This window comes from Orlajensenia flava, from assembly GCF_004801905.1.
In the GTDB taxonomy this organism is placed as follows: Bacteria; Actinomycetota; Actinomycetes; order Actinomycetales; family Microbacteriaceae; genus Orlajensenia; species Orlajensenia flava.
The window spans coordinates 532023-548932 of the sequence record NZ_SSSN01000003.1 but is presented as its reverse complement, the minus strand read 5'-3'; the positions used below and the strand labels follow the sequence as shown (position 1 = coordinate 548932).

The 16910-nt window shown below is 69.0% G+C and carries 16 protein-coding genes; 15 read left to right on the top strand and 1 reads right to left on the bottom strand.

The annotated features are described in order from the left end of the window. The first annotated feature begins 48 nt into the window (after nucleotides 1-48). The 7 genes from aroC (at nucleotide 49) to nusB (ending at nucleotide 6090) form a co-directional block, all read left to right on the top strand. Nucleotides 49-1242, top strand: a complete 1194-nt coding sequence (gene aroC, locus E6C70_RS04435) for a chorismate synthase (protein ID WP_136422618.1) — start codon at nucleotides 49-51, stop codon at nucleotides 1240-1242. Then, nucleotides 1239-1748: a shikimate kinase gene (locus tag E6C70_RS04430; RefSeq protein WP_136422616.1), complete on the top strand. Its 510-nt coding sequence runs from the start codon at nucleotides 1239-1241 to the stop codon at nucleotides 1746-1748. Before aroC ends, E6C70_RS04430 begins: the two co-directional genes overlap by 4 nt. Next, entirely contained in the window at nucleotides 1745-2827 is a 1083-nt protein-coding gene (gene aroB / locus E6C70_RS04425; RefSeq protein WP_136422614.1) for a 3-dehydroquinate synthase, read from the top strand. The genes E6C70_RS04430 and aroB overlap by 4 nt, the downstream gene beginning before the upstream one ends. A 116-nt stretch (nucleotides 2828-2943) precedes the next feature. After that, a complete protein-coding gene (locus E6C70_RS04420; protein ID WP_136422612.1) occupies nucleotides 2944-4539 on the top strand; it encodes an APC family permease in 1596 nt (531 codons plus the stop codon). A gap of 47 nt (nucleotides 4540-4586) precedes the next feature. After that, nucleotides 4587-5030: a type II 3-dehydroquinate dehydratase gene (gene aroQ, locus E6C70_RS04415; protein ID WP_136422610.1), complete on the top strand. Its 444-nt coding sequence runs from the start codon at nucleotides 4587-4589 to the stop codon at nucleotides 5028-5030. Between the two features lie 80 nt (nucleotides 5031-5110). Beyond that, nucleotides 5111-5671 carry an elongation factor P gene (gene efp, locus E6C70_RS04410; protein WP_136422608.1) on the top strand — a complete coding sequence of 187 codons (561 nt, stop codon included), beginning with the start codon at nucleotides 5111-5113 and terminating at the stop codon, nucleotides 5669-5671. After that, on the top strand, nucleotides 5671-6090 hold the full coding sequence (gene nusB / locus E6C70_RS04405; RefSeq protein ID WP_136422606.1) for a transcription antitermination factor NusB: 420 nt from the start codon (nucleotides 5671-5673) through the stop codon (nucleotides 6088-6090). Before efp ends, nusB begins: the two co-directional genes overlap by 1 nt. Here the strand turns inward: nusB and E6C70_RS04400 are convergent. Beyond that, nucleotides 6074-7108 carry an AF_0692 family protein gene (locus E6C70_RS04400; RefSeq protein ID WP_136422604.1) on the bottom strand — a complete coding sequence of 345 codons (1035 nt, stop codon included), beginning with the start codon at nucleotides 7106-7108 and terminating at the stop codon, nucleotides 6074-6076. The genes nusB and E6C70_RS04400 overlap by 17 nt on opposite strands. A gap of 193 nt (nucleotides 7109-7301) precedes the next feature. Between E6C70_RS04400 and pyrR the strand changes: the two genes are divergently transcribed. Genes pyrR through gmk form a run of 8 tightly spaced genes read left to right on the top strand, consistent with a single transcriptional unit; the run spans nucleotide 7302 to nucleotide 16899 of the window. Continuing rightward, nucleotides 7302-7841, top strand: a complete 540-nt coding sequence (gene pyrR / locus E6C70_RS04395) for a bifunctional pyr operon transcriptional regulator/uracil phosphoribosyltransferase PyrR (RefSeq protein WP_268895945.1) — start codon at nucleotides 7302-7304, stop codon at nucleotides 7839-7841. Further along, a complete protein-coding gene (locus E6C70_RS04390; RefSeq protein ID WP_136422602.1) occupies nucleotides 7838-8806 on the top strand; it encodes an aspartate carbamoyltransferase catalytic subunit in 969 nt (322 codons plus the stop codon). The genes pyrR and E6C70_RS04390 overlap by 4 nt, the downstream gene beginning before the upstream one ends. Further along, on the top strand, nucleotides 8806-10110 hold the full coding sequence (locus E6C70_RS04385) for a dihydroorotase (protein ID WP_136422600.1): 1305 nt from the start codon (nucleotides 8806-8808) through the stop codon (nucleotides 10108-10110). The genes E6C70_RS04390 and E6C70_RS04385 overlap by 1 nt, the downstream gene beginning before the upstream one ends. After that, nucleotides 10107-10658: a PH-like domain-containing protein gene (locus E6C70_RS04380; RefSeq protein WP_136422598.1), complete on the top strand. Its 552-nt coding sequence runs from the start codon at nucleotides 10107-10109 to the stop codon at nucleotides 10656-10658. The genes E6C70_RS04385 and E6C70_RS04380 overlap by 4 nt, the downstream gene beginning before the upstream one ends. Beyond that, nucleotides 10658-11863 carry a glutamine-hydrolyzing carbamoyl-phosphate synthase small subunit gene (gene carA, locus E6C70_RS04375; RefSeq protein WP_207670031.1) on the top strand — a complete coding sequence of 402 codons (1206 nt, stop codon included), beginning with the start codon at nucleotides 10658-10660 and terminating at the stop codon, nucleotides 11861-11863. Before E6C70_RS04380 ends, carA begins: the two co-directional genes overlap by 1 nt. After that, complete coding sequence (gene carB / locus E6C70_RS04370) at nucleotides 11863-15150, top strand: carbamoyl-phosphate synthase large subunit (protein ID WP_136422596.1); 3288 nt, start codon at nucleotides 11863-11865, stop codon at nucleotides 15148-15150. The genes carA and carB overlap by 1 nt, the downstream gene beginning before the upstream one ends. After that, nucleotides 15147-15998, top strand: coding sequence for an orotidine-5'-phosphate decarboxylase (pyrF, locus tag E6C70_RS16970; RefSeq protein ID WP_136422594.1), 852 nt, complete (start codon nucleotides 15147-15149; stop codon nucleotides 15996-15998). The genes carB and pyrF overlap by 4 nt, the downstream gene beginning before the upstream one ends. Continuing rightward, nucleotides 15991-16899, top strand: coding sequence for a guanylate kinase (gene gmk / locus E6C70_RS04360; protein ID WP_235833265.1), 909 nt, complete (start codon nucleotides 15991-15993; stop codon nucleotides 16897-16899). Before pyrF ends, gmk begins: the two co-directional genes overlap by 8 nt. Nucleotides 16900-16910 lie beyond the last annotated feature (11 nt).

Genomic DNA, 16910 nt, shown 5'->3' with positions numbered 1-16910 from the left:
TGGGCGACCGTGGCGTAACCGCCGGGCGCCGCGTGGAAGGATGGATCCATGCTTCGATGGCTCACCGCCGGGGAATCCCACGGTCCAGAACTCATCGCCGTGCTCGAGGGCCTGCCCGCCGGGGTACCGGTCTCACTCGACGACGTTCGAGCCGACCTCAAGCGCCGCACGCTCGGCTACGGCCGCGGCGCGCGCATGAAGTTCGAGCAGGACGAGCTGAACGTCTCGGGGGGCGTTCGTCACGGCCTCTCGCTGGGCAGCCCCATCGCGCTCCGCATCGGGAACACCGAGTGGCCCAAGTGGACCGAGGTGATGAGCGCCGAGCCCGTCGATCCCGAGACACTCGGTCGCGGACGTGGGGCGCCGCTCACCCGTCCCCGCCCCGGCCACGCCGATCTCGTCGGCATGCAGAAGTACGGCTTCGACGAGGCGCGACCCGTGCTCGAGCGCGCCAGCGCCCGTGAGACGGCCGCACGGGTCGCCCTCGGCGCCGTCGCGCGCTCCTTCCTCGCCGAGCTCGGCATCCGTCTCGTCAGCCACACGCTCGCGATCGGGCCGGTGCGCGTGCCGGAGGGTTCTGCGCTGCCCCGACCCGACGATGTGGACGCCCTGGACGCTGATCCGCTGCGCTGCTTCGACCCGGAGACGAGTGCCCGTATGGTCGCCGAGGTCGACGACGCCCACAAGGAGGGCGACACGCTCGGAGGCGTCGTAGAGGTGCTCGCGTACGGGGTGCCGCCGGGACTCGGATCGCACGTGCACTGGGACAGACGTCTCGACTCCCAGCTCGCGGCCGCACTGATGGGCATCCAGGCCATCAAGGGCGTGGAATTGGGCGACGGCTTCCTCACCACCACCCGGCGCGGATCGGCCGCCCACGACGAGCTCGTCCGCGACGGCGACCTCATCTCACGCGAGAGCGACCGGGCGGGGGGAACCGAGGGCGGGATGTCGACGGGCACGGTGCTCCGGGTGCGCGCGGGCATGAAGCCGATCGCCACCGTCCCGCGTGCACTGCGCACCGTGGACGTCGCCACCGGCGAGGACACCACGGCCCACCACCAGCGCTCCGACGTCTGCGCGGTTCCGGCATCGGGAGTGGTCGCCGAGGCGATGGTCGCCCTGACGCTCGCCAATGCCGTGCTGGAGAAGTTCGGCGGGGACTCCGTGCGCGAGACGAGACGCAACCTCGAGGGCTACCTGGCCGCGATCCCCTCCGGCCTCAGCACCGAGCGCCGATGACGAGCCGGTCGTTGCCGGTCGCCCTGATCGGTCCGATGGCCTCGGGCAAGTCCCGCATCGGACGTCGGGTCGCAGCCGCGCTCGACGTCCCGTTCATCGACACGGACAGCGTCGTGGTCGCCGAGCACGGGCCCATCAGCGGAATCTTCGAGCGCGAGGGAGAGGATTTCTTCCGGGTGCTCGAGCGCGCTGCGGTCGCCGAGGCGCTCGAGCAGGCTGCGGTGGTATCGCTCGGCGGAGGCGCCGTGCTCGATCCCCGCACCCAGGAGGACCTGCGCGACGCGACCGTCATCCGATTGACCATCAGCGAGGAGTCCGTCGCCAAGCGCATCGGCGGCTCCAAGCGCCCCCTCCTCCACGGCGACGCCGTCGAGGCATGGGCGCGCATCAACACCGAACGCGGTCCGCTGTACGAACGGCTGGCCCACGTGAGCTTCGACACGTCGACGCGGCCCATCAGCGAGATCGCCGCCGACATCGTGCTCTGGCTGGAGGAGAGATCGTGACCGAGACCGACACCGTCATCACCGTGCGGGGTGTCGACCCCTACGACATCGTCATCGGATCCGGCGTGCTGAGCCAGCTCGCCGATCGGCTCGGCCCCGGCGTGCGCAAGGTGCTCATCATTCACGCCCCGACGCTCGGCGCCAAGGCCAATGAGCTGCGCGATCGCCTCGCCGGCGACACCCTCGAGGTGCTGATCGCCGAGGTCCCCGACGCCGAAGCGGCCAAGCGCGTCGAGGTGGCCGCCTTCTGCTGGCAGGTCATGGGTCAGGCCGACTTCACCAGGACGGATGCGGTGATCGGCTTCGGCGGGGGCGCCATCACCGACCTCGCGGGCTTCGTGGCCGCGACCTGGCTGCGGGGCGTCAGGCTCGTCCAGGTGCCCACATCCGTCGCGGGGATGGTGGATGCCGCCATCGGCGGCAAGACCGGCATCAACACGGCGGAGGGCAAGAACCTGGTCGGTGCCTTCTACGCTCCGGCCGCCGTGCTGTGCGACCTCGACCTGCTCGACACCCTCCCGCGCAACGAGATCCTCGCGGGCTTCGCCGAGATCGTGAAGGCGGGATTCATCGATTCGCCCGAGATCCTCGACATCATCGAGGCCGATGTGGATAAGGCCACCGACCCGACGACGCCGCAGTTCCGGCGCGTGGTGGAGCTCGCCGTCGACATGAAGGCCCGGGTCGTGAGCGAGGATTTCACCGAGCAGGGGCTGCGGGAGATCCTGAACTACGGCCACACCCTCGGCCACGCCATCGAGCACGCAGAGCGCTACCAGTGGCGCCACGGTGCAGCGGTGGCCGTCGGCATGATGTTCGCCGCGGAGCTCGGCCGGCTCACCGGATCACTCGGCGACGACGTCGTCGATCGGCACCGCAGCATCCTCGACTCGCTGTCGCTGCCGACCACCTACCCGGTCGGCCGTTGGAACACGCTCCTCGCGACCATGCAGCGCGACAAGAAGGCTCGCGCCGGCATGCTGCGGTTCATCGTGCTCGATGGACTGGCACGCCCGAGCGTGCTGCAGGCGCCCGAGACGTCGCTGCTGTTCGCCGCCTACCAGGAGATCGGCAGCTGAGACTGTCGCAAGCGTTCGGCGCGGGCATACACTGCGCTTGATCAGATCGGTCGACGTCGACCGACCGCGGTGATCCGAGTTCGGTCGTTCCCGACGATGCGTGCGAAGGGTGCCCCATGACAGCGACCACTCCCGGCGATGCTCCGGTCGTTCCGCCAGAGGCCGACGCCGGAAAGGGCTTGAAGACCGACGCGCTCGGTCTGGTCTCGAGCGTCGTCATCGGCGTCTCCTCGACCGCCCCGGCGTACAGCCTGGCGGCGAGCGTCGGCTTCATCGTCGCCAGCGGCGGGGCACTGCTTTCGGGGACGAAGGCTCCCGGCATCGTCCTGCTGGCCTTCGTCCCGATGTTCCTCATCGCGATCGCCTATCAGGAGATGAACAAGGCCGACCCGGACTGCGGGACCACGTTCACCTGGGCGACGCGCGCGTTCGGCTCCGTCACCGGCTGGATGGGCGGATGGGGCATCATCGTCGCCGACGTGATCGTCATGGCCAACCTCGCCGCCATCGCCGGCTCGTACTCGTTCACCTTCGTCGGCGGCCTCGGCGTACCCGGCGTCGCCGACCTGGCCAACAGCGTGCTGTGGTCGACCGTCGCGGGCTTGGTCTGGATCGCTGTGATGACCTGGATCTGCTACCGCGGCATCGAGCTCTCCGCCCGCATCCAGGTGGCGCTGCTGAGCATCGAGGTGCTCGTGCTGGTCCTCTTCGCGGTGGTCGCCCTGGTGCGGGTCTACTCCGGAACAGCCGAGCCATACTCGATCACGCCGTCCTGGGATTGGTTCAATCCGTTCACCCTCGACTTCGGCAGTGTCATAGCGCCGGCCATGCTCACGGCGATCTTCATCTATTGGGGCTGGGACACCGCCGTGTCCGTCAACGAGGAGACCAAGGACCCGGAGAAGACCCCCGGTCGCGCAGCCGTGATCAGCACCGTCCTCCTGCTCATCACCTACGCATTGGTCACCACCGGGGCGGTCGCCTTCGCGGGGGTGTCCACGAAGGGCATCGGGCTCGGCAACGAGGCCAATGCCAACGACGTGTTCTCAGCCATCGGCCCCGCTCTCTTCGGTGACAGTCCGCTCGGTCGGATCTGCCTCCTGCTGCTGGCGGCCTCGATCCTCACATCGGCGTCGGCGTCCACGCAGACGACCATCCTTCCCACGGCGCGCACCGCCCTCTCGATGGCCGCGCACAAGGCGATCCCCGAGAAGTTCGCGCGCATCCACCCGAAGTTCCTCACGCCGACGTGGTCGACGATCGGCATGGGCATCGCCTCGGCCGCCTTCTACCTCGTCTTCACGCTCATCAGTCCCGACCTGCTCAGCGCCCTCATCGGCTCGATCGGCCTCATGATCGCCTTCTACTACGGCCTCACCGGCTTCGCCTGCACGTGGTATTACCGCAAGACGCTCACGTCGTCCGTGCGAGCCTTCATCCTGCGCGGAGTCTTCCCCTTCGTCGGCGGGCTGATGCTGCTGGCGGTGTTCATCTACGGCACCATCCAGTTCTCCGCACCCGACTGGCTGACCGACGAGAAGGGCCACAACGTGACCATCTTCGGAATCGGTGCCGAGGCGGTGGTCGGCATCGGCGGCCTGGTCATCGGCGCCGTGCTGATGGGCATCTGGTGGTGGCGTCGACCCGACTTCTTCCAGGGCAAGACCGTGCCGCGCTCCTTCGCCGTGCCGACCTCGACCGCGCGCGACTGAGCCGTCGGGCCGGCGCGGGCCCGGCTCGCCGCTAGGCTCGGGGCATCATGACGACCATCCTCGTGCTCAACGGTCCCAACCTCGGCCGGCTCGGCTCGCGTGAGCCCGAGGTCTACGGCTCGGCCACGCTCGACGACCTGCGGGCGGCGCTGGAGGCATCCGTCGACGGTGAACGCACCCGCCTCGACTTCCGGCAGACGGACGACGAGGGAGAGCTGATCGGCTGGCTCCACGAGGCGGCGGATGCGGGCACGCCGGTCATCCTCAACCCCGCGGCGTTCACCCACTACAGTTACGGCCTTCGGGACGCCGCCGCCATGGTGACCGGGGCCGGCATCCCGCTCATCGAGGTGCACCTCTCGAACCCGCACGCGCGTGAGGTGTTCCGTCACACGAGCGTCATCAGCGCCGTCGCGACCGGGGTCATCGCGGGGCTGGGGTTCGACTCCTACCGGCTCGCGCTCGACCACATCCTGCGCGGCATCGACTGACCGTCTAGACTGTTCTGTCGGCCCCGCGTTCAGCGCGAAGCGGCCTCGCATCTTCCCCTATTGAACGGATCACCTCACCCATGGCCTCTACCGCTGACATCCGCAACGGCGTCGTCCTCAACATCGACGGCCAGCTCTGGAGTGTGATCGAGTTCCAGCACGTCAAGCCGGGCAAGGGCGGTGCCTTCGTGCGTACGAAGATGAAGAACGTCGTGACCGGCAAGGTCGTCGACCGCACGTACAACGCCGGCGCGAAGATCGAGATCGAGAATGTCGACCGCCGCGACTTCACCTACCTCTACAACGACGGCGACAGCTTCGTCTTCATGGACGCGTCCGACTACGACCAGATCACGGTCCCGGGCACGGTCGTCGGCGACGCCGCCAACTTCATGCTCGAGAACCAGTCGGTGACGGTCGCCCTCAACAACGGCAACCCGCTCTACGTCGAGCTCCCGGCATCCGTCGTGCTCGAGATCACCTACACCGAGCCCGGCCTCCAGGGCGACCGCTCCACCGGCGGCACCAAGCCCGCCACGGTCGAGACCGGCTACGAGATCCAGGTGCCGCTGTTCCTCGAGACCGGCACCAAGGTCAAGGTCGACACCCGCACGGGCGATTACCTCGGCCGCGTCAACTAGTGTCGGCCAGAACCAAGGCGCGCAAGCGCGCGCTCGACATCCTCTACGCCGCCGACATGCGGCAGATCACGGTGCCGCAGGCCCTCGCCACCGAGGCGGAACGGGCGGCGGGCGAGCCGGCGCGTGAGGCCAGCTGGCTGTACGCGCGTGAGATCGTCGACGGCATCGTGGACCATCAGGTCGAGATCGACGAGCTCATCGAGACCTACGCGCAGGGCTGGACACTCAAGCGCATGCCGGCGATCGATCGGGCTCTGCTGCGCATCGGCATCTGGGAGATCCTCTTCAACGACGAAGTGCCCGATGGCGTGGCGATCTCGGAGGCGGTCGAAGCGGCCACCGTTCTCTCGACGGATGACTCGGCCGGGTTCGTCAACGGGCTGCTCGCGAAGATCGCCCAGGTCAGGCCGACCGACTGACGTCGACCACGCTCGGATCGCCGAGGGACGAGTCGCCGGGCTCGACGATCGCGGGCGTCCTCGAGCGACGGACGAGAGCGACGACGACCGCCGCCAGCACGGCGAGGACGATGAGCGACTGCTCGAGCACCGCGCCCCAGCCGACCGCCGATGCCGAGACCAGGCCGACCCACCCGTAGCTCAGCACGGCGCCGATCGCCAGGCCGAGCACATCGAGTCTCAGGATGGCGGCGCTGGTCGCGCCGGCCGCGAGCAGGGCCAACAGGATTGCCGTCATCGCCCACGGGCCGATTCCCTCTGCGTTGTGGTCGACGAGGAGGAAGGCGCTCGAGACCGCCAGGCCGGCGAGGACCGCTGGCCACGCCGGACGCGTTGCACGTGGGCGCCGGCGGGGGAGTCTCAGGGCGGCGACGACCAGCGCGACGGCGATGACGAGCGAGACCACCAGTTGCGCCGGCGCGGCCTGAAATCCGGCGGCGATGGTCGTGACGAACCAGATGGCGGCCGCGCCGAGGGCGCAGAGGATGCCGGCGGTGATGATGCCGCCGGTCCGCAACCACGGCGCCTGCACCTGGGGGGCGACGGCGGCGCGGCTGGCGGTGTGACGCGGGAACAGCGCCTCCGCGATGGCGATGGGAGCGCCCATGCTCCAGACGACATGCAGGGTGAGCACGAAGACCGTCCACGGACCTCCGATGCCGAGCGCGGGGACGAATCCGGAGTCGAGGAGCCGCCGGCCGGCGAAGTCGGGATTGAACAGCGATTGATCCACGAGGCCCTCCTCGATCACCCCGAAGGCGAGCGCGAGCATCAGGATGCTCGGCCATCCGCGTCCCGATCGACGAGCGATCTCGCGGATGAGGACGGCGGCCGATCCGTAGAACGCGGTGAACAGCACGAGCTGCGCCACCTGCTGGCCGGCGCCGGCCGCGCCGCCCAACCATTGGTCGCCGAGCAGGAACTCGGCGGTGATCGCGGAGAGGAGTGCCAAAGATGCGGTGCGGATCATGGTGCTCATGCCCTCAGGGTCCTCCCGGCCGAGTCTCGGTGGACACGAGGCCGGTCATGATTCCGGCGTGACGAATGTCACCGATCGGCGCGCCACCGATGCGGCGGCCGAAGGGTCGGAACGGCCCGAGCTGCTGCTAGGCTCGGGGGAGTTTGACAACCTTTAACAGCCGTCCTGTGAGGCGGGGAAGGGGGTCGGTCCTGTGGCGCGAATCGTGCTCACCGACGCTGACATGCAGCGGGCGTTGACCCGCATCTCCCACGAGATCCTGGAATCCAATCGCGGAGCATCCGATCTCCTCATCCTCGGCATCCCCACGCGGGGCACCGTCCTGGCCCGTCGCATCGCAGCGATCATCCAGCGCATCGAGCCTGATGCCCCGGCCGCACTCGCGGGATCGCTCGACGTCACGATGTACCGCGACGACCTCGGACGCACCCGCACGCGCACTCCGTCACCCACCGACATCCCGACCTCGATCGACGGTCGGACGGTCGTGCTCGTCGACGACGTGCTGTTCTCGGGGCGGACGATCCGGGCGGCGTTCGACGCGCTCAGCGACCTCGGCCGGGCGCGGGCGGTCAGGCTCGCCGTGCTGGTGGACCGCGGTCACCGCGACTTCCCCATCCGCGCCGACTTCGTGGGCAAGAACCTGCCGAGCGCAACCTCGGAACGCATCAACGTGCACCTCAGGGAAGTCGACGACGACGACTTCGTGTCCATCGAGGGAGGAGAGGCATGAGGCACCTGCTCTCCACCCGCGACCTGAGCCGCGACTCCGCCGTCGAGCTGCTCGACGTGGCCGAGGACATGGCCGACGTGCAGTTGCGCGAGGTCAAGAGGCTGCCGACGCTGCGCGGCAAGACGGTGGTCAACCTGTTCTTCGAGGACTCGACGCGCACGCGCATCTCGTTCGAGGCCGCCGCCAAACGGCTCTCGGCCGACGTGATCACCTTCAGCGCCAAGGGATCGAGCGTTTCCAAGGGCGAGAGCCTCAAGGACACCGCGCAGACCCTCGCGGCGATCGGAGCGGATGCGGTCGTCATCCGTCATCACGCCTCGGGGGCGCCGCAGGTGCTCGCTCAGAGCGGCTGGATCGATGCCGGCATCATCAACGCCGGCGACGGGACGCACGAGCATCCCACCCAGGCGCTGCTCGACGCGTTCACGATCCGGCGGAGGCTGCACGGCGCGGCCAGTCGTGGGCGGGCGCTGGACGGGGTGCGCGTCACGATCGTCGGAGACGTGCTGCACTCCCGTGTCGCCCGCTCCAACGTGTGGCTGTTGGACACTCTCGGCGCGGAGGTGAGCCTCGTCGCGCCCCCAACGCTGCTTCCGGTGGACACCGACGGATGGCCGGCGAGCGTCGGCTACGACCTCGACGATGCCGTCGACGCCGCCCCGGACGCCATCATGATGCTGCGCATCCAGCAGGAACGCATGGACGGCGGATTCTTTCCCAACAGCCGGGAGTACTCCCGCGCGTGGGGCCTGGATCCCGAGCGGTTCGCCCGGCTGCGCCCCGATACGATTGTGATGCACCCGGGTCCGATGAACCGTGGACTCGAGATCTCTGCCGCCGCAGCCGACTCTATGCAGTCGAGCGTGCTCGAGCAGGTTGCGAATGGAGTCTCCGTGAGAATGGCCGCCCTCTACCTCCTCCTCTCCGGCGAGAGGCCGAGCTCGAGCGAGAGGGAGGTGGCGTGATGGTCTCGCAGCCGTTCCTCATCCGCGGGGTGAGCCTCCCCGACGGGTCCCGCGCCGACCTCGTCCTCGACGACGGGGTCATCGCAGAAATCGGTTCCGGACTCTCCGCCGCCGGTGCGGCGGTCGTGGACGCCGACGGGCTGATCGCCCTCCCCGGCCTGGTCGACCTGCACACGCATCTCCGCGAGCCCGGCTACGAGCAGAGCGAGACCGTGCTCACGGGCACACGCGCTGCGGCGGCCGGGGGCTTCACCGCCGTCTTCGCCATGGCGAACACCTCGCCCGTGGCCGACACCGCCGGAGTCGTCGAGCAGGAGCTCGCGCTCGGGGAGGCCGCCGGCTACGCCACCGTCCAGCCGATCGGCGCCGTGACCATCGGCCTGAAGGGGGAGCGGCTCGCCGAGCTCGGTGCGATGGCTCGCTCCCGGGCACAGGTGCGAGTGTTCTCCGACGACGGTTTCTGCGTGTTCGATCCGCTGCTGATGCGCCGCGCCCTGGAGTACGTCAAGGCATTCGACGGTGTCATCGCCCAGCACGCTCAGGAGCCGCGGCTCACTGTCGGGGCCCAGATGAACGAGGGAGCCCTCTCGGGCGAGCTCGGCCTGACCGGATGGCCGGCCGTCGCGGAGGAGGCCATCATCGCGCGGGACGTGCTGCTCGCCGAGCACGTCGGGTCTCGCCTGCACATCTGCCACGTCTCGACGGCGGGATCGGTCGAGGTCATCCGCTGGGCGAAGGCGCGCGGAATCGCGGTGACGGCGGAGGTCACCCCGCATCACCTGCTGCTGACCGAGGACCTTGCCGCGTCCTACGACGCCCGCTTCAAGGTCAATCCGCCGCTCCGCAGCCGGGAGGATGTCGAAGCCGTCCGCGCCGCGCTCGCCGACGGCACCATCGACATCGTCGCAACCGATCACGCACCGCACCCGATCGAGGCCAAGGAGGTCGAGTGGGATGCCGCGGCCAACGGCATGGTGGGCCTCGAGTCGGCGCTCTCCGTCGTGCACGCCTCGGTCGTCGAGGACGGACTGCTGGACTGGAGCGACGTCGCCCGCGTGCTCTCCTCGGCTCCGGCGCGCATCGGGCGCCTCCGCGGGCAGGGCCAGGAGCTCGCCGTGGGATCGCCCGCCGAGCTCACGCTCTACGACCCCGCCGCATCGCGCGAATTCGGCACGGGGGACCTCGCCGGGCGCAGCGTCAACTCGCCCTACCTGGGGCGCACGCTGCCCGGCCGGGTGATGGCGACCTTCCACAACGGCTACGCGACGGTGCTCGACGGACGCGTCGAGGAGGTCGGAGCGTGAGCAACCTGACCCTTCCCCTGGTCATCATCATCGCCGTCCTGGCGCTCGTGCTGCTCGGCATGTGGCTCGGATGGCGGTCACGCCGACGCCGCGAAGCGGGCGCATCCGGGTACCCGCCGCCCGAGACCCCGCAGACGCCGACGGTGACGGCAGACACGTTCTATGTGGCGAGCACGGTGCACGAGAAGCCGCTCGAGCGCCGGGCGTTGACCGGGCTCGCGTTCCGCGCCCGCGCCCGTATCTCCGTGGGGTCCGACGGTGTGCGGCTGGTCATACCGGGCGTCGACGACGTGTGGATCCCGACACCCGCCATCCATGGGGCCGGGCCGGCCACCTACACGATCGACCGGGTCGTCGAACAGGGCGGTCTGATCTGCCTGACCTGGATGCCGAACGATTCCGACACGCTCGCCGACAGCTACCTGCGCTTCACGGATGCCGCGGAGCGCGCCACCGTGCTCACCGCGCTGACCGCGATCGCGCCGTCCACCATCGCGCCCTCGGCAGACTCGTCCGCCACCACCGACTCGACCGAAAGCGAGAGCTGATGCCCGCCGCGATTCCCCGCCCCGCCGTGCTCGTCCTCGAGGACGGCAACCGCTACCGCGGCCGTGCATACGGAGCCGAGGGACGCACCCTCGGAGAGGCCGTCTTCGCCACCGGCATGACCGGGTACCAGGAGACGCTGACCGACCCGAGCTATGCCGGCCAGATCGTCCTCATGACCGCGCCTCACATCGGCAACACGGGCGCCAACGACGAGGACATGGAGTCCTCGAAGATCTGGGTCGCCGGGTTCGTGGTGCGCGACCCCTCCCGGGTGGTGTCGAACTTCCGTGCGCAGCGCAGCCTCGACGACGACCTGGTTGCTTCGGGTGTGGTGGGTATCAGCGGCATCGACACCCGTGCCATCACCCGCCACCTACGATCGGCCGGCGCGATGCGGGCGGGCATCTTCAGCGGAGCGGATGCCGAGCTCAGCGAGGCCGAGCAGCTCGACATCGTGCGCCAAGGCGCCGAGATGAGCGGCCAGAACCTCTCCGGCGCGGTCTCCACCCCCGAGCGCTACACCGTGTCGGCCGTCGGGGAGCGCATCGGCAGCGTGGCGGTCCTCGACCTCGGCGTCAAGACCAGCACGTTGAATCACCTCGCCGGGCGCGGCTTCGACGTCATCGTCCTGCCGCAGACGGTGACGGCCGAGGAGATCCTGGCGCTGGAGCCGAGCGCGCTGTTCTACTCCAACGGTCCGGGCGACCCGGCGGCATCCGATGACCACGTCGACATCCTGCGCACGGTGCTGCGTGCCGATGTGCCCTACTTCGGCATCTGCTTCGGCAATCAGCTACTCGGCCGCGCCCTCGGCTACGGCACCTACAAGCTGCCGTTCGGCCACCGCGGCATCAACCAGCCGGTGCTCGATCGCGCGACGGGTCGCGTCGAGATCACCGCGCACAATCATGGCTTCGCTGTGGACGCGCCCATCGACGAGGTCAGCGAGTCGAGCGAGGGCTTCGGCCGGGTCGAGGTGAGCCACTACGACCTCAACGACAACGTCGTCGAGGGTCTCAACTGCCTCGACATCCCCGCCTTCAGCGTGCAGTACCACCCCGAGTCGGCGGCCGGCCCGCACGACGCCAACTACCTGTTCGACCGATTTGCGGAGATGGTTCGCCAGAACCAGCGGAGCAGGTCGAGTAGCAGCGAAGCCGCGTATCGAGACCCAGAGACCGACGTCCAGGAGGACGACCACTGATGCCCAAGCGCGACGACATCCGCTCCGTCCTCGTCATCGGCTCCGGTCCGATCGTCATCGGCCAGGCCTGCGAGTTCGACTACTCCGGCACCCAGGCCTGCCGGGTGCTGCGCGAGGAGGGCGTGCGTGTCATCCTGGTCAACTCCAATCCGGCGACCATCATGACCGACCCCGACTTCGCCGACGCCACCTACGTGGAGCCCATCACCTGGCAGGTCATCGAGACCATCATCGCCAAGGAGAAGCCGGACGCCATCCTGCCGACCCTCGGCGGCCAGACCGCTCTCAACGCGGCCATCGCCCTCCACCAGAACGGCGTGCTCGAGAAGTACGACGTCGAGCTCATCGGCGCGTCCTTCGAGGCGATCAACAAGGGCGAGGACCGCCAGATCTTCAAGGAGCTGGTGATCGAGTGCGGAGCGGAGGTCGCCCGCAGCCACATCGCGACGACTCTCGAGCAGGCCAAGGAGTTCGCCATCGACCTCGGCTATCCGCTGGTCGTTCGGCCCTCGTTCACGATGGGCGGCCTGGGCTCCGGATTCGCCTACACCGAGGAGGACCTCGTCCGCATCGCCGGTCAGGGCATCCACGACTCGCCGACGCACGAGGTGCTGCTCGAGGAGTCCATCCTCGGGTGGAAGGAGTACGAACTCGAGCTCATGCGCGACACCGCCGACAACACGGTCGTCGTCTGCTCGATCGAGAACGTCGACCCCGTCGGCGTGCACACGGGCGACTCCATCACCGTCGCACCGGCGCTCACGCTGACCGACCGCGAGTACCAGAAGCTCCGCGACATCGGCATAGACATCATCCGGGCGGTCGGTGTCGACACGGGCGGCTGCAACATCCAGTTCGCCGTCGATCCGTCGGACGGACGCATCATCGTCATCGAGATGAACCCGCGAGTCTCGCGCTCGTCCGCGCTGGCCTCGAAGGCGACCGGCTTCCCGATCGCCAAGATCGCCGCGAAACTCGCCATCGGCTACCGCCTCGACGAGATCCCCAACGACATCACGAAGGTCACGCCGGCCAGCTTCGAGCCGACCCTCGACTACGTCGTCGTCAAGGTGCCGCGGTTCGCGTTCGAGAAGTTCCCGGCCGCCGACCCCACCCTCACCACCACGATGAAGAGCGTCGGAGAGGCGATGGCCATCGGGCGCAACTACGCCTCCGCGCTGCAGAAGGCGTTGCGGTCGCTCGAGAAGAAGGGGTCCTCGTTCCACTGGGGCGATGAGAGCCGATCCGTCGACGAGCTCATCGAGATCGCGGCGACGCCGACAGATGGGCGCATCGTCGTTGTGCAGCAGGCGCTCCGGGCCGGTGCGAGCGTCGAGCAGCTGTTCGAGGCGACCAAGATCGACCCGTGGTTCCTCGACCAGATCGTGCTCATCAACGAGGTCGCCGACGTGATCGCGGATGCCGAGGCGCTCGACACCGACGTGCTGCGGTACGCCAAGGACCACGGCTTCTCGGATGCGCAGATCGGGCAGTTGCGCGGCTTCGGCGAGTCGGACGTGCGCGACATCCGCCACATCCTCGGTGTCCGTCCCGTCTTCAAGACCGTCGACACCTGCGCGGGGGAGTTCCCGGCTCTCACGCCGTACCACTACTCGAGCTACGACGAGGAGACCGAGGTCGTGCCGAGTGATCGCCGCAAGGTGGTCATCATCGGCTCGGGCCCCAACCGCATCGGTCAGGGTGTCGAGTTCGACTACTCCTGCGTCCATGCCTCCTTCGCCCTCTCGGATGCGGGCTACGAGACCATCATGATCAACTGCAACCCCGAAACCGTCTCGACCGACTACGACACCAGCGACCGGCTCTACTTCGAGCCGCTCACGCTGGAGGACGTCCTCGAGGTGATCCACGCCGAGTCGCAGTCGGGCGTACTCGTCGGCGTCGTCGTGCAGCTGGGCGGCCAGACCGCGCTCGGGCTCGCCGCCGGGCTGCAGGAGAACGGCATCACGATCCTCGGCACCACTCCGGAGGCCATCGACCTCGCCGAAGAGCGCGGAGCCTTCTCCCGCATCCTCGACGACGCGGGCCTGCTCGCGCCTCGGAACGGCACGGCGACCGAGTACACCGGCGCGGTGGCGGTCGCCGAGGAGATCGGCTACCCCGTCCTGGTGCGCCCGAGCTTCGTGCTGGGCGGCCGTGGCATGGAGATCGTCTACGACAGCCCATCGCTGGCCGACTACTTCGATCGCATCGACGGTCAGGGCATCGTGGATGCGACGCATCCGCTGCTCGTCGACCGCTTCCTGGACGACGCCATCGAGATCGACGTGGACGCCCTCTTCGACGGAACCGAGCTCTACATCGGCGGCGTCATGGAGCACCTCGAGGAGGCCGGCATCCACTCGGGCGACTCGAGCTGCACGCTGCCGCCTGTCACGCTCGGCCGCGGGCAGATCGACCGGGTGCGCGAGGCGACGCTCGCCATCGCGCAGGGCATCGGCGTGCGCGGGCTGCTCAACGTGCAGTTCGCCATCGGCGCCGGCGTGCTCTACGTGCTCGAGGCCAACCCGCGCGCGTCCCGCACGGTTCCGTTCGTGTCGAAGGCGCTCGGCATCCCGCTGGCCAAGGCGGCATCGCTCATCATGGTCGGCAGCACGATCGCCGAGCTGAAAACGGATGGCATGCTGCCGCAGCAGGACGGATCGCGGGTGCCGCTCGATGCGCCGGTCGCCGTGAAGGAGGCCGTGCTGCCGTTCCGTCGGTTCCGCACCAAGGACGGTCGGATGGTCGACTCGGTGCTCGGCCCCGAGATGCGCTCGACGGGCGAGGTGATGGGCATCGACCGCGACTTCCCACGCGCGTTCGCCAAGAGCCAGCTGGCTGCATACGGTGGCATGCCGACGGGCGGCAGCGTGTTCGTGTCGGTGAGCGATCGTGACAAGCGCGCCGTCATCTCTCCGGTGCAGCGACTCAGTCAACTCGGCTACCGCGTCGTCGCCACCGAGGGGACGGCGGAGGTGCTCAGCCGCAACGGCATCCCGTCCGACGTCATCGCCAAGTACAGTGACCGGTCCGACGACGGGGCACCGACGATCGTCGACCTCATCGGGCGGTCGGAGGTGCAGGTGGTCATCAACACGCCCAGCGGCCGGTCGGCCCGTGCCGACGGCTACGAGATCCGTGCGGCAGCGGTGGCCGGAGACATCCCGTTGTTCACGACCATCGCCGAGCTCACGGCGGCCGTCGCTGCCCTCGAGGTGGCGGGCGACGGCTTCGACGTGACCAGCTTGCAGGAGTACGCCGTGGCCCGGGCGGCCCGCGCATGATCGCGTTCGGCGACCGGCTCGGACTCGCCTTCGACCGCTTCGGCCACCTCTGCGTCGGCATCGACCCGCACAGCTGGCTGCTCGCGAAGTGGGGGCTGGACGACTCGCCGACCGGTGCCCGCGAGTTCGGCCTGCGCGTCGTCGACGCGGCGCACGGCCTCGCCGGCATCGTCAAGCCGCAGGTCTCCTTCTTCGAGCGCCATGGATCCGCCGGCTTCGCCGCCCTCGAGCGGGTACTCGCCGAGGCGCGGTCGGCAGGGCTCGTCGTGATCGCCGACGCCAAGCGCGGCGACATCGGATCGACCTTGGACGCCTACGGTGAGGCGTGGTTGCGTCCGCGGTCGCCACTGGAGGCCGATGCCGTGACACTGAGCCCGTACCTCGGCGTCGGATCGCTGCGCGGGACACTCGCATATGCCGCCGAGAACGGGAAGGGCGTCTTCGTTCTCGCGGCCACCTCGAACCCCGAGGCGGCGCGAGTTCAGTTGGCGCGGCTTCCCGAGGCCGACACCACGGTCGCCGCCGACGTGATCGACCAGCTCACGGCCTGGAACGCCGGCCAGGAGCCTGCGCGCTTCGGGTCGGCGGGAGCGGTGATCGGCGCCACCATCGACCCTCGCACCTTCGGTATCGACATCGACGCCGATCAACCGCACAATGCGCTGCCCGTGCTTGCTCCGGGGTTCGGCCACCAGGGCGCCGACGTCGCCGACCAGCGTCGGATCTTCGGATCTCTCTCGACCGGCCTCATCGTGTCGGAATCACGCAGCATACTGGAGGCTGGGCCCGACGGACTCGCTGACGCGATCTCCCGTCGATCGGAGGAAGTGGAGAAGCATCGTGGCTGAGTACGGCACACCGCCCGAGGTGGACCGGGTAGCGGCATCGCGCGCAGCCGTGGCCGCGCGAAGGGCTCGAGCCGCCGTCAAGGCCGAGATCGCGTCGGGAGAGCGCAGTCCGCTCGATGTCATGCGCATCGCCGGTGACGAGCCGTCGAGTGTGGAGGGTGGCATCCGAGTCACCGAGTTCCTCACCGCCATCCCGTCCATCGGTGTGACCAAGATGCACCGCTTCATCCACGACCTCGGCATCTCGCCGGCCAAACGTCTCGGCGGCCTCGGTCGGCACCAGCGCCGTCGCCTGCGCGGGTTCCTCATCGACCGCCTGGCCGCGCAGCGGGGTGCGTCCAATCGACTCGTCGTGCTGGCCGGCCCCACCGCCGTCGGCAAGGGCACCGTCGCCGCCCACATCCGCGACAACCACCCCGGCGTCGCCCTGTCCGTCTCGGCCACGACCCGCGCCCCGCGCCCGGGAGAGGTGGAGGGCGTGAGCTACTACTTCGTGGACGACGCCGAGTTCGATCGGATGATCGAGGCGGGCGAGCTCCTCGAGCACGCGACCGTCCACAACGCCCATCGCTACGGCACTCCGCGTGAGCCGGTCGAGACGGCGCTGGCCGACGGCAACAGCGTGCTGCTCGAGATCGACATCCAGGGAGCGCGGGCGGTGCGCCGCGAGATGCCCGAGGCGACCCTGGTCTTCCTGCAGCCGCCGAGCTGGGAGGAGCTCGTGCGCCGCTTGGTCGGCCGCGGCACCGAGGACAACGCCGAACAGCAGCGTCGCCTGGCCACCGCGAAGGTCGAGTTGGCCGCCGTGGACGAGTTCGATCACGAGGTCGTCAACGGCGACGTGGGGGCCGCCGCTCAAGAGGTCGTAGACTTGATGCAGACTCGGAAGGCTCGGCGCTGATTGCGCGCGCC

Excerpts from the sequence above, each read along its gene's own strand:
- aroC (WP_136422618.1), top strand. The coding sequence starts at position 49 with ATGCTTCGATGGCTCACCGCCGGGGAATCCCACGGTCCAGAACTCATC.
- E6C70_RS04430 (WP_136422616.1), top strand. The coding sequence starts at position 1,239 with ATGACGAGCCGGTCGTTGCCGGTCGCCCTGATCGGTCCGATGGCCTCG.
- E6C70_RS04420 (WP_136422612.1), top strand. The coding sequence starts at position 2,944 with ATGACAGCGACCACTCCCGGCGATGCTCCGGTCGTTCCGCCAGAGGCC.
- aroQ (WP_136422610.1), top strand. The coding sequence starts at position 4,587 with ATGACGACCATCCTCGTGCTCAACGGTCCCAACCTCGGCCGGCTCGGC.
- efp (WP_136422608.1), top strand. The coding sequence starts at position 5,111 with ATGGCCTCTACCGCTGACATCCGCAACGGCGTCGTCCTCAACATCGAC.
- E6C70_RS04400 (WP_136422604.1), bottom strand. The coding sequence starts at position 7,108 with ATGAGCACCATGATCCGCACCGCATCTTTGGCACTCCTCTCCGCGATC.
- E6C70_RS04390 (WP_136422602.1), top strand. The coding sequence starts at position 7,838 with ATGAGGCACCTGCTCTCCACCCGCGACCTGAGCCGCGACTCCGCCGTC.
- E6C70_RS04385 (WP_136422600.1), top strand. The coding sequence starts at position 8,806 with ATGGTCTCGCAGCCGTTCCTCATCCGCGGGGTGAGCCTCCCCGACGGG.
- carA (WP_207670031.1), top strand. The coding sequence starts at position 10,658 with ATGCCCGCCGCGATTCCCCGCCCCGCCGTGCTCGTCCTCGAGGACGGC.
- carB (WP_136422596.1), top strand. The coding sequence starts at position 11,863 with ATGCCCAAGCGCGACGACATCCGCTCCGTCCTCGTCATCGGCTCCGGT.
- pyrF (WP_136422594.1), top strand. The coding sequence starts at position 15,147 with ATGATCGCGTTCGGCGACCGGCTCGGACTCGCCTTCGACCGCTTCGGC.